This is a genomic window from Streptomyces sp. NPDC127038 (genome assembly GCF_042725875.1).
Taxonomy (GTDB): Bacteria; Actinomycetota; Actinomycetes; order Streptomycetales; family Streptomycetaceae; genus Streptomyces.
In genome coordinates this window covers 102,245-114,165 of the sequence record NZ_JBHXDQ010000016.1, presented here as the reverse complement: position 1 = coordinate 114,165, position 11,921 = coordinate 102,245, and the positions used below count along the sequence as shown (strand labels likewise).

The window sequence follows — 11,921 nt, the reverse complement described above, 5'->3', positions numbered from 1 at the left end:
ACGAGGGGCGCCCGGCGCTCGTGCGCCGGACGCCCCTCGACCGCGGTACAGGGACCGGTTACAGCTTCTCGATCACGTAGTCGACGCAGCGCGTCAACGCCTCGACGTCCGCCGGGTCGATCGCCGGGAACATGGCGACGCGCAGCTGGTTGCGGCCGAGCTTGCGGTAGGGCTCGGTGTCGACGACACCGTTGGCGCGCAGCACCTTGGCGACGGCGGCCGCGTCGATCTCGTCGGCGAAGTCGATCGTGCCGATGACCTGCGAGCGCTTGGCGGCGTCCGTCACGAACGGGGTGGCGTACTTGCTGTCCTCGGCCCAGCGGTACAGGCGGGTCGAGGAGTCCTTCGTGCGGGCCGAGGACCAGGCGAGGCCGCCCTGGCCGTTGATCCACTCCAGCTGCTCGTTGAGCAGGAAGAGGGTGGCCAGCGCCGGGGTGTTGTACGTCTGGTTCTTGCGGGAGTTGTCGATCGCCGTCGGCAGCGAGAAGAACTCCGGGATGTGCCGGCCCGAGGCGTGGATCCGCTCGGCGCGCTCGATCGCGGCCGGGGAGAACACGGCGATCCACAGGCCGCCGTCGGAGGCGAAGGACTTCTGCGGGGCGAAGTAGTAGACGTCGGTCTCGGCGATGTCGACGGGCAGGCCGCCGGCGCCGGAGGTGGCGTCCACGAGGACCAGCGCGCCCTCGTCGGCGCCAGCGACCCGCTTGATGGGGGCGGCGACACCGGTGGAGGTCTCGTTGTGGGTGAAGGCGTAGACGTCGGCGCCCGCCTCGGCGACCGGCTCGGGGTGCGTGCCCGGGTCGGAGGAGACCACGGTCGGCTCGGCGAGCCACGGGGCGAGCTTGGCCGCCTTCGCGAACTTGGAGGAGAACTCGCCGAACGTGAGGTGCTGCGACTTGTTCTCGATCAGGCCGTGCGTCGCGACGTCCCAGAACGCCGTGGAGCCGCCGTTGCCGAGGACGACCTCGTACCCGTCGGGCAGCGAGAACAGCTCGCTCACGCCCTCGCGCACCTTGCCGACCAGGTTCTTGACCGGGGCCTGGCGGTGGGAGGTGCCGAGCAGGGAGGTGCCGGTCGCGGCCAGCGCGTCCAGTGCCTCCGTCCGCACCTTGGAGGGGCCGGCGCCGAATCGTCCGTCGGCGGGCTTGAGGTCAGCGGGGATCTGGATATCAGCCACGCCAGGAGCCTAGCCGTTCCGGGAAACCCCGGTGAAACGTCGTCCGTCGGCTGAGACGGGCCGTGTTGACGGCGGTGGCCGCCGGAGGGGCGGGACGGGCCTCTCCGGCGGCCGCGGTCACCTCGGTTCAGTTCACTCGGCGGTGAGCCGGACCGGCAGTTCGAACAGGTCGTTCTGGGTCACCACCGGCTTGTTGCGCAGCTCCGGCGCGGGGACGGCGAGGTCCAGGGCCGGGAAGCGCTCGTACAGGGCGGGCAGGGCGACACCCGCCTCCAGCCGGGACAGGGCGGCGCCGGGGCAGACGTGGGGCCCGTGCCCGAACGAGATGTGCCGGTTGGCGCTGGTGCGGCGGATGTCGAACTCGCCCGCGGTGGGCCCGTGGGCGTTCTCGTCGCGGCCGATCGCGCCGTACGACACGATGAGCGCGTCGCCCGCCGGGATGACCTTGTCGCCGACCGGGACGTCCTCGGTGGCGAAGCGGATGAGGACGTGCGAGGTCGGGGTGGCGAAGCGCAGGGTCTCCTCGACGACCGCGGACCAGTCCACCTCGCCGGACAGCACGAGGGCGCGCTGGTCGGGGTGGGCGGAGAGGTTGACGACCGCGTTGACGATGAGGGAGATCGTCGTCTCGTGGCCGGCCGCGACCATCAGCTGGAGGGTGGAGACGATCTCCGCGTCGGTGAGGTGGTCGCCGTCCTCGGAGGCCAGGATCAGCGCGCTGGTCAGGTCGTCGCCCGGCTCGGCCCGCTTGGCCGCCACCGTCTCGGCCATGATCCCGGCGAGTTCGGTGAGGGTCGCGATGACCTCGGCGGGCGGGGTCTGCGTCGAGAAGAACTTCTCGAACAGCTCCTTCAGCCGGGGCAGCCGGGACTCCTCGATGCCCATGAGGTCGGCGATGACGTACATGGGCAGCGGGTAGGCGAAGTCGGCCTTCAGGTCGACGACGTCCCCGGTGAGGTTGTCGAGCAGACCCTCCGTCATCTTCGAGATGCGCTCGCGCATCTGCTCCACCCGGCGCGGGGTCAGCGCCTGCGCCACCAGGGTGCGCATCCGCCGGTGGTCCGCTCCGTCCACGGTGAGCATGGAGCGGCCGGGGTTGGCGAGGCCGATCAGCGGCCAGTCGGGGGCGATCTCGCCGCGCTGCCAGGCGCCCCAGACGTTGATGTCCTTCACCAGACGGGGGTCGGTGAGCAGGGCGCGTGCCTCGGCGTGGTGGGTGACGGCCCACACCGGGACGCCGCCGGGCAGTTCGACGGCGGCGAGCGGTCCCGCGGCGCGCAGCGCGGCGCTCTCGCCGTCCAGGTCGGTGACGAAGGGGTCCAGGACTATGCGGGTCTCTTCGGTACCGGTGGTCATGCGGGGGTGCCTCCAAGGGCTGGGTGGGGGTGACGCGTTTCCCGGGGACCTGGGGACGGCCCCGGACCCCGGCCGGACGATGGACCGGCCGGGATTCCGGTCGGACGGTGCGCGGGCCGGGGACTCCGGCCGGACCGTGCGCGGACCGGATGCGGCGGGCGTCTCAGAGGACGGGAACGGGCGTGAACCGTACGGGCAGTTCGTTCAGGCCCCGCAGCCACGGGGAGGGGCGCCGGGTGAGCGACTCGGCGGGCGCGGCCAGGTCGATGTCGGGCAGCCGGTCCAGGACGACCTCGATGCCGGTCCGCGCGATCACCTCGGCGATCTCCTGGGCCGGGAACGGGCAGCGGTGTTCGCCGTGGCCGAAGGAGAAGTGGGCGTTGTTGCCGCCGGTGAGGGCGGAGCTGTCGGTGCGGACCTGGGGGTCGGAGTTGGCGCCCTGGAGGCCGAGCAGCAGCAGGTCGCCCGAGCGGATCCGGCGGCCGCCGAGCTGGGTGTCGCGGGAGGCCCAGCGGCCGGCCACGTTCTGGGTGGGGGTGTCCTCCCACAGGACCTCGTTCATGGCCTCGGCGACGCTGTGCCGGCCGCCGAACAGGGAGGCGGCGAACCGGTCGTCGGTGAGCATCAGGCGCAGCGAGTTGCCGATCCAGTCGGCGGTGGGCTGGTGGCCGGCGGCCATCATGACCATCAGGTCCTGGACGATCTCCATGTCGTCGAAGCCCGCGGTGTTCGCGAGCATCCGGGAGACGACGTCGTCGGCGGGCGTCTCCTTGCGGTCGGCGATCAACCGGGCCATGGAGGAGGCGAGATGCTGCTGTCCGGCCAGCGCGCCCTCGCGGCCGTTGATCATGTCGTTCAGGGCGGTGACCAGGCCCGGGCCCTGTTCGTCGGCGAAGCCGTAGAGCGTCGCGAGGACGCGTACGGGCAGCAGGGCCGCGTAGTCGCCGATGAGGTCGGTCTCGCCCTTGGCGCAGATCGCGTCGATCAGTTCGTCGGCGAACTTCTCGGCGTGGGAGCGCAGTTGGGAGGGGTCGACGGCTTCGAGGGCGTCGCTGACCATGGCGGCGCGTTCGCGGTGGCGCTCGCCGACGGTGTACAGGATGGAGGGCTGTCGGCGGCCGATCATCGGCAGCAGCGGCCAGTCGTCGGGGATGCGTTCCCACTGGCTCCACAGTTCGGAGTCCCGGCTGAACAGCTGCGGGTCGCCGGTGACCTGGTGCAGTTCGCGGTAGCCGAGCACGAGCCAGGCGGGGACGTCCCCGTCGAGGACGACCGGTACGACGGAGCCGTGTTCGCGCCGCATCTCCCGGTACAGCTCGGCGGGTTCGGTCTGGAACCGCGGTCCGCCGAGGGGGACGGGCGCGGAGGCGGAGGCGGGGGTCACAGCGCGGGCTCCGGTGAGTGAAGGGCGCCTTCCGCGGCTGCGGCGCCGTGACGGGCGGAGAGGGACTGGATGTGCTCGACCAGGGTGATCAGCACCCGCTTGCTCGACTCCCGGGAGCGGGCGTCGCAGTCGAGCAGCGGTACGTGCGGGTCGAGGTCGAGGGCCTCGCGGATCTGGGCGGGGGTGTGCGGGGGGCCGCCGAAGTCGTTGCAGGCCACGATGAACGGGGTGCCGTGGTGTTCGAGGCGGTCGATGGCGTACCAGGACTCGTCGATGCGGCGGGTGTCGACCAGGACGATCGCCCCGAGCGTCCCGGAGAAGAGCCGGTCCCAGAGGAACCAGAACCGTTCCTGTCCGGGTGCGCCGAACAGGTACAGGATGTTGTGCGTGTCCAGCGTGATGCGTCCGAAGTCGAAGGCGACGGTGGTCGCGGTCTTGCCGCGGACCTCGCTGATGTCGTCGACGGCCTCGCCGGCCTGGGTCATCGTCTCCTCGGTGTTGAGGGGACGTATCTCGCTGACCGAGCGGACGAGGGTCGTCTTGCCGACACCGAAGCCGCCCACGATCACGATCTTGAGGCCGTTGTCGGCGGACGCGGACAGGGGCGCACGAGCGTCAGAGGTTACGGAGTCCAACGAGCACCTGCTCCAGGATGTCGGGATCGGGAAGACCGGATGGAACAGTGGTGTGCGGGTGGCGGGCGCTGACCCGGCCCGTGGAGAGCAGGTCGGAGAGCAGGACGCGGGTGATCGACACCGGCAGTCCCAGCTCCGCCGCGATCTCCACGACGGCCGTCGGCCGTTCGCACAGCCGCAGGATCGCGGCGTGCTCGGACTGCATGCCCACCACCGGATCGCACTCGGCGACCACCAGGGTCACGAGGTCGAAGGGGGTGTCGGGGCCGGACCGGGTGCGCCCTCCGGTGAGGGTGTACAGCCGGTCGGGCGCGTCGTCCCTGCCCGGACGGCTCATGAGGACCGGGGCGGCGCGGTCAGGTGCTCGCCGAGTTGTTCCACGAGTTCGCTCATGTTGTGTCCCACCAGTCCGGCGTCGGCGTCCTCGGCGGTGACGACGGCGAGGTGCGCGCCGTCGCCGGCCTCCACGATGAACAGCACCCCTCCGTAGAACTCGGCCATGGCCGAGCGCACGCCTCCGCTGCCGTCGCCGAACTCCACGGAGGCGCCGTGGGACAGCGACTGGATGCCGGCGGCGATGGCGGCGAGCTGGTCGGCCTGGTCGACCGACAGCTCCGGTGTGCGGCACAGCTTCAGGCCGTCGCGGGAGAGCACGAGCGCGTGCCGTGCGCCCGGGGTGCGCTCAAGGAGGCCCTCGATGAGCCAGGTGAGCTTCTCGTCGGCGGTGAGGGTGCCGGTCATGGGGTGGTGTCGCCTTCCGGGAACGCGTGCGCGGTGGGGGTCGTGGGGGTGGGGGATCCGGTGGATGCGGGTGCCCGGTCCTCGGGCGGTGCCGGGGATTCGGGCGGTGCCGGGTACGTGGCCGGTGCCGGGGTCCCGGCCGGTGGCGGGGCGTCGGGCGCCGCCTGGTCGGGGGTGCCGGGTGCGGTGCCGCGTACGGCCTGGCGGAAGGTGCCGAAGCGGGCGGCCGACCGGTTCTTGGGGTCGTCGCCGCTCCGGGGTTCGGCACCGGCCGGGGGCGTGGCGTGCGAGCGGCTGCGCTCGGCGTGGGCGAGGGTGCGCCCGCGGCGGCGCTTGGGCAGACCGCCGGTCGAGGCGGGGCCCTGCTCGTGCCGGGGCGAGTCGTGGGTCGGTACGGGATCCGGGTCGAGGTCGCCGGCCGCGCGGGCGGCGGCGTACGACACGGGGGACACGGCGGGTTCCCGGGGGGTACGGGGCTCGTGAGCGTCCGGCGTCCCCGCGGGCTCCGGCGTCTCTCCGCCGGCCGCGGGCCCCGGTGCGGACGGGTGGCCGTCGAGGGCGGCCGGGGCCGACGCGGCCGCCCCGGCCGGGGTGGCCCCGTAGGACGGGTGCGACTGGGTGAGGATGTCCTGCGGGATGAGGACCAGGACGCCGGTGCCGCCGCGGGCGGAGGGCCTGAAGGACACCTTCAGTCCGTGCTTGCGGGCGAGCCGGCCCACGACCGAGAGGCCGAGACGGGTGCCGGTGAGGCCGCCGAGTCCGGAGCGGGGCCCGACGACACCCGTGACGGCGCGCTCGGCGCGGCGCAGCTGCACGTCGCCCATGACCAGGCCGCTGTCCTCGACGGAGACGATGACGCCGGCCGGGACCTCCTCGACGTACACGTGCACTTCGGCGGTGGGCGGCGAGAAGTTGGCCGCGTTGTCGAGGAGTTCGGCGAGCGCGTGCATGACGCCCTCGGCGGCGTGTCCGGCGACGGCGGCCTCGGACGCGGAGTGGACGCGCACCCGCTGGTAGCCGCCGATGCGGCCCATGGCGCCGCGCAGGATGGACTCCATGACGATCGGGCGGGCCCAGCGGCGCCCCGAGCGGGCGCCCGTCAGCACGGCGACGGAGTCGGCGAGGCGGCCCGCCTGCGCGGTGCGGTGGTCGAGGTGCAGCAGGTCGGCGAGGACGTCCTCGTCGGAGTGCCGTTCCTCCATGGCCCGCAGGTCGGCCAGCATGCCGGTGGAGAGCGCCTGCATCCGGGCGGCCGCGTTGGCCGTCGCCGAGATCGCGGCGGCACGGTCGCCGACGGCCCGCCGGGCGCGTTCGGAGAGTTCGGCGTTGCGCTCGGTGAGCCGGGCCCGGTCGCCGGTGAGCAGTTCGCGTTCGGCGGCGAACTCCTCGGTGAGACGGGCGCGTTCCTGGGCTGCCGCCTCGGTCAGGCGGACGCGTTCCTGGGCCGCGGCCTCGGCCGCGCGGGCGCGCTCGCGGGCGGCCTCGTCGGCGAGTCTGGTCCGTTCCCGGCCGAACTCCTCGGCGAGCCGGGCCCGTTCCTGGAGGAGGCGGCCGGTGTCCTTGGTCAGGCCGTCGAGGCGTCGCTGCGCGAGCCGCCCGGCCTGTACGGCGTGGGCGGCCACGGCGACGGCGGCGCACAGCAGGGCCGCGGCGGCGCCGGTGCCCCAGGCGAGGGGCACCCGGGCGGGCTCGGGGGCCAGCAGTACGGCGGCGACCACGGCCGCGGCGGCCGGGACGGCGGAGGCCAGCACGGCTTTGGCCGTGCTGCGCGGGCTGGGTCGTTCGCCGGAGGGCAGGGGCGGGGTCATCAATCGGTCCTCGGTCGTGTTCCTGGGGGGAAGAACGTGTCCTCGGTCGTGTCCTCGGTCGGTCCTGGGCGAGAAGCGACACATGATGCTCAACTCGCCGTCACTATATGAGAGTTCGTGATCCGATTGGGAAGCTTCGAAAAGCGGTTTCATGATCGCCCCGGCATATCGGGGCCTTTCGGGTGCACGTCGGCGGGACCGCGGCCCGTACCCGGCGGCATCCTGGAGGCATGACGGATCTGGGCGGACGGCCGGCGGGACGCACGGACGGGGGGCTCGCCGGACGGCTGCGGTCCGAGCTGGCCCGTACCGTGCGCGGCGAGGTGTCCTTCGACGCGACGGCACGGGCACTGACCACCATGGACGCCTCCAACCACCGGCGCGTACCGCTCGGGGTGGTGGCCCCGCGGGACGCCGACGACGTGGCCGCCGCGCTCGCCGTGTGCCGCGCGCACGGGGTGCCGGTCGTGGCGCGGGGCGGCGGCACCTCGATCGCCGGACAGGCCACGGGCACCGGCGTCGTCCTGGACTTCACCCGCCACATGAACCGGATCCTCGCGCTGGACCCGGACGCCCGCACGGCCGTCGTCCAGCCCGGTGCCGTCCTCGACCGCCTCCAGGAGGCCGCCGCCCCCCACGGTCTGCGCTTCGGCCCCGACCCCTCCACGCACAGCCGCTGCACCCTCGGCGGGATGATCGGCAACAACTCCTGCGGCTCCCACTCCGTCGCCTGGGGCACCACGGCCGACAGCGTGCGCGAACTGTCCGTCATCGGCGCCGACGGGGCCGAGCGCCGCCTCGGCCGCGACTGGCGGGGCGCCCCGGACGGTCTGAAGGCCCTGGTCGAGGGCGAGTCGGCGCTGTTGCGGACCGGCTTCCCCGACCTCCCGCGGCGGATCTCCGGATACGCCCTGGACGCGCTCCTGCCCGAGCGGGGCGCGGACACGGCCCGCGCCTTCTGCGGCACCGAGGGCACCTGGGGCCTGCTCACCGAGGCGGTCGTGGGACTGGTCGAGGCACCCCGCGAGACGGCGCTCGCCGTCCTCGCGTACCCCGACGAGAGCGCCGCCGCGGACGCCGCCGCCGGTCTGCTGCCGCACCACCCGCTGACCGTGGAGGGGATGGCCGCCGACCTCGTGCCCGCCGGCGCGGGGCTGCCGCGCGGCGGGGCCTGGCTGTTCGTGGAGACGGGCGGTACGACACCGGCCGAGGCGCGCGCGGGCGCGGACGCGATCGTGCGGGCGGCCGGCGCGCGGGACGCCCTGGTGGTCACCGACCCGGCCGGACAGCGGGCGCTGTGGCGGCTGCGGGAGGACGCAGCAGGCACGGCGACCCGGATCCCGGACAGCGGGAAGGGCACCCCGCCCGGCGCGGGCCGCGGTGCCGGTGCCGAGGCCTGGCCCGGCTGGGAGGACTGCGCGGTGCCGCCCGCCCGGCTCGGCGCGTATCTGCGGGACTTCCGGGCCCTGCTCAAGGACCACGGGCTGCGGGGCACCCCGTACGGGCACTTCGGCGACGGCTGTGTCCACGTCAGGATCGACTTCGACCTGGTCTCCGCGGCGGGCGTCGCCCGGTTCCGGCGCTTCTCGGAGGAGACCGCGCACCTCGTCGTCGCCCACGGGGGCTCGCTGTCCGGGGAGCACGGCGACGGGCAGGCGCGCGCGGAACTCCTGCCGGTCATGTACGGGCCCGCGATGGTCCGCGTCTTCGAACGGGCGAAGGACCTCTGGGACCCGGACGCCCTGCTCAACCCCGGCATGCTCGTACGCCCGCACCGGCTGGACGAGAACCTCAGGTTCGCGGTGCTGCCCGGGCGGCCGGTGGACGTGGAGTTCGGCTACCCGGCGGACGGCGGCGACTTCTCGGCGGCCGTGCGCCGCTGCGTGGGCGTCGCCAAGTGCCGTACGGCGTCGGCGCCGGGCGGAGCCGAGGTCATGTGCCCCTCCTTCCGGGCGACCGGCGAGGAGGCGCACTCCACCCGCGGACGGGCCAGGCTGCTGCACGAGATGCTCGCCGGCGAGATCGTCACCGACGGCTGGCGCTCCACGGAGGTCCGGGACGCGCTCGACCTGTGCCTGTCGTGCAAGGGCTGCCGATCCGACTGCCCGGTCGGCGTCGACATGGCCACCTACAAGGCCGAGTTCCTCCATCACCACTACGCGGGCCGGCGCCGGCCCGCCGCGCACTACGCCCTGGGCCGGCTCCCGTTCTGGCTCGCGGCGGTGACCCGCACCCGCTCGGCCCGGCTCGTCAACTCCCTCGCCTCCGTGCGGCCGTTGGCCTCCGCCGCCAAGCGCCTGGCCGGTGTCTCCCCCGGCCGGGAGCTCCCGCGGCTGGCACCGCGGACGTTCACCCGGTGGTGGTCGGCCCGGCTCCGCGACCGGGCCCGCGCGGACGCCCGGGAGCGGGCCCGGGGCGGGCGGGACGCGACGGTCGCGGGGGAGCGGACCCCGGGCGGCCGGGGCGGGAGGACGGTCCTGCTGTGGCCGGACACCTTCACCGAACACCTGGAACCCTCCGTCGGCCGTGCCGCCGTACGCGTCCTGGAAGCCGCGGGACTCACCGTCCTGCTGCCGCCGGGGACACCGCGGAGGCACGGGCCCGTCGGCGACGGGGTCACCCGGGGCCCCCTGCGCCCCGGCACCCTGCTCCCGCGTCGCCGCCACAGCGTCTGCTGCGGACTCACCTATGTCTCCACCGGACAGCTCGACCGCGCCCGCGCCGTCCTGCGCCGCACCCTCGACCTCATGGAGCCCGCCCTCGCCCTGGACGGCGTCCCCGTCGTCGTGCTGGAGCCGAGCTGCGCCGCCGCCCTGCGCACGGACCTGCCCGAACTGCTGCCCGGCGACCCGCGCGCCGCACGGCTGGCGGCGGCCGTGACGACCTTCGCCGAGGCACTGGAACGGCACGCGCCGGACTGGACCCCGCCCCGCCTGGACCGCCCGGCGACCGGCCAGACGCACTGTCACCAGCACGCCGTCCTCGGCGACGGGGCCGAACGGCGGCTGCGCGAGGCGGCGGGCCTGGCCGGGGCCCTCGCCGGCGGCTGCTGCGGCCTCGCGGGCAACTTCGGCTTCGAGCGCGGCCACGAGGAGGTGTCCCGGGCCTGCGCGGAGGAACAACTGCTCCCGGCCGTACGGGCGGCCGACGACACGGCGGTGATCCTCGCCGACGGCTACTCCTGCCGCACCCAGCTGGCCCAGCTCTCCGGCCGCAGGGGCCGCCACCTGGCGGAGGTGCTGGCCGAGGCGCTGGACGACGGGCCGCGCGAGGACGGACCCGCGCGAACCGCGTAAGTACGCTGAAATCCCACCTGCTCAAGGACTTCGAGGAGTACGCGCATGGCCCTCCGCCTGAAGGCGATCACCCGTGACGAACACCTGGCGTTCGTCCGCTCGCGGCCCTCGGCCAGCCATATGCAGGTGCCGTCCTGGGGGGACGTGAAGCCGGACTGGCGAGCGGAGAGCCTCGGCTGGTTCGACGCGGACGGCCGCCTCCAGGGGGCCGGTCTCGTGCTGCTGCGCCCGCTGCCGAAACTCAGGCGCTACCTCGCGTATCTGCCCGAGGGTCCCGTCATCGACTGGCACGCCCCGGACCTCGCCGACCGCTGGCTGCGGCCGATGGTCGCGCATCTGAAGTCGCTCGGCGCGTTCACCGTGAAGATGGGCCCGCCCGTGGTCGCGCGCCGCTGGAACGCGGACACGGTCAAGACGGCCATCGCCGATCCGGCGGCGCGGCGGCTCGGCGAGGTGACGGCGACCTCCTGCGAACCGGGTGCCGCCGAGATCGCCGACCGGCTGCGGGCCATGGGCTGGCAGCGGACCGAGCCGGGCGGCGAGGACGGCTTCGCCGCGGGCCAGCCGCGCTACGTCTTCCAGGTCCCCTTCGCCGGACGGTCCCTGGAGGAGATCCACAAGGGCCTCAACCAGCAGTGGCGGCGCAACATCAAGAAGGCCGAGAAGGCCGGCGTCGAGGTGGTCAGGGGCGGCTACGACGATCTGCCCGCCTTCTACGAGCTCTACGCGGAGACGGCGGAACGCGACCGGTTCATCCCCCGCCCGCTGCCCTACTTCCAGCGGATGTGGACCTCGCTGACGGCCGAGGACCCCGACCGCATGCGGCTGTACCTCGCCCGCCACGAGGGGGAGGTCCTCGCCGCGGCCACCATGCTGACCGTCGGCACCCACGTCTGGTACTCCTACGGCGCCTCCACCGGCCGCAAGCGCGAGGTCCAGCCCAACAACGCGATCCAGTGGCGCATGATGGCCGACGCCCACGCGCTGGGCGCCGCCGTCTACGACTTCCGCGGGATCACCGACACCCTGGACGAGAGCGACCACCTCGTCGGCCTGCTGCGCTTCAAGGCGGGCGCGGGCGGCGAGGCCGCGGAGTACCTCGGCGAGTGGGACTTCCCCATCAACCGGGTGCTGCACAAGGCGCTCGACGTCTACATGTCCCGCCGCTGAGGAAATTCTCAGCGGACTCCGGGAACGCCCAGCTTTCCCCAGGGTATTCACAGCGCTCCTTTGCCATTTTTGCCGTTGTGGGGGGTGCGGGTGCGTGTAGGTTCATTGATGTCGGGAGCCGGACGCGGAATTCCCGGAACAATGGACCACCGAACACGAGGAGTCGGAAATGAGTTTCAGGAAGCTTGCCCCGCTGCCCCCCAAGCCCAAGTCGAAGCAGCTCCCGCCGCCCCCGAAGCCGAAGCCGAAGAAGCACGCGCACAAGCCGCTGCCCAAGCCGCTGCCCGGCCACGACGGCTGATCGGCCGCTGAGCGGACGAGGGGCCGATGGTGCACCATCGGCCCCTCGCGCTT

Annotated in this window: 10 protein-coding genes; 3 read left to right on the top strand and 7 right to left on the bottom strand. The window is 73.6% G+C overall.

Annotated elements, in window-relative coordinates; translation table 11 throughout:
- Nucleotides 1-58: 58 nt before the first annotated feature.
- From serC to ACFWI4_RS14840, 7 genes are all read right to left on the bottom strand, one after another.
- Nucleotides 59-1,177 carry a phosphoserine transaminase gene (gene serC, locus ACFWI4_RS14870; protein ID WP_387195403.1) on the bottom strand — a complete coding sequence of 373 codons (1,119 nt, stop codon included), beginning with the start codon at nt 1,175-1,177 and terminating at the stop codon, nt 59-61.
- Nucleotides 1,178-1,309: 132 nt separating this feature from the next.
- Nucleotides 1,310-2,533, bottom strand: coding sequence for a cytochrome P450 (locus tag ACFWI4_RS14865; RefSeq protein WP_387195400.1), 1,224 nt, complete (start codon nt 2,531-2,533; stop codon nt 1,310-1,312).
- Nucleotides 2,534-2,696: 163 nt separating this feature from the next.
- Nucleotides 2,697-3,917: a cytochrome P450 gene (locus ACFWI4_RS14860; RefSeq protein WP_387195397.1), complete on the bottom strand. Its 1,221-nt coding sequence runs from the start codon at nt 3,915-3,917 to the stop codon at nt 2,697-2,699.
- Complete coding sequence (locus ACFWI4_RS14855) at nt 3,914-4,552, bottom strand: ATP/GTP-binding protein (RefSeq protein ID WP_387195394.1); 639 nt, start codon at nt 4,550-4,552, stop codon at nt 3,914-3,916. The genes ACFWI4_RS14860 and ACFWI4_RS14855 overlap by 4 nt, the downstream gene beginning before the upstream one ends.
- Nucleotides 4,533-4,889, bottom strand: a complete 357-nt coding sequence (locus ACFWI4_RS14850; protein WP_385395143.1) for a DUF742 domain-containing protein — start codon at nt 4,887-4,889, stop codon at nt 4,533-4,535. Before ACFWI4_RS14850 ends, ACFWI4_RS14855 begins: the two co-directional genes overlap by 20 nt.
- Nucleotides 4,886-5,293, bottom strand: coding sequence for a roadblock/LC7 domain-containing protein (locus tag ACFWI4_RS14845; protein WP_339130030.1), 408 nt, complete (start codon nt 5,291-5,293; stop codon nt 4,886-4,888). The genes ACFWI4_RS14850 and ACFWI4_RS14845 overlap by 4 nt, the downstream gene beginning before the upstream one ends.
- A complete protein-coding gene (locus tag ACFWI4_RS14840; protein ID WP_387195390.1) occupies nt 5,290-7,101 on the bottom strand; it encodes an ATP-binding protein in 1,812 nt (603 codons plus the stop codon). The genes ACFWI4_RS14845 and ACFWI4_RS14840 overlap by 4 nt, the downstream gene beginning before the upstream one ends.
- Nucleotides 7,102-7,331: 230 nt before the next feature.
- Between ACFWI4_RS14840 and ACFWI4_RS14835 the strand changes: the two genes are divergently transcribed.
- The 3 genes from ACFWI4_RS14835 to ACFWI4_RS14825 all read left to right on the top strand — a co-directional run bounded on the left by ACFWI4_RS14835 (nt 7,332) and on the right by ACFWI4_RS14825 (nt 11,868).
- On the top strand, nt 7,332-10,397 hold the full coding sequence (locus ACFWI4_RS14835) for an FAD-binding and (Fe-S)-binding domain-containing protein (RefSeq protein ID WP_387195387.1): 3,066 nt from the start codon (nt 7,332-7,334) through the stop codon (nt 10,395-10,397).
- A 45-nt stretch (nt 10,398-10,442) separates the two neighbouring features.
- Nucleotides 10,443-11,567, top strand: coding sequence for a lipid II:glycine glycyltransferase FemX (locus ACFWI4_RS14830; RefSeq protein ID WP_387195384.1), 1,125 nt, complete (start codon nt 10,443-10,445; stop codon nt 11,565-11,567).
- A 169-nt stretch (nt 11,568-11,736) separates the two neighbouring features.
- On the top strand, nt 11,737-11,868 hold the full coding sequence (locus ACFWI4_RS14825) for a hypothetical protein (protein WP_387195381.1): 132 nt from the start codon (nt 11,737-11,739) through the stop codon (nt 11,866-11,868).
- Nucleotides 11,869-11,921: the final 53 nt, after the last annotated feature.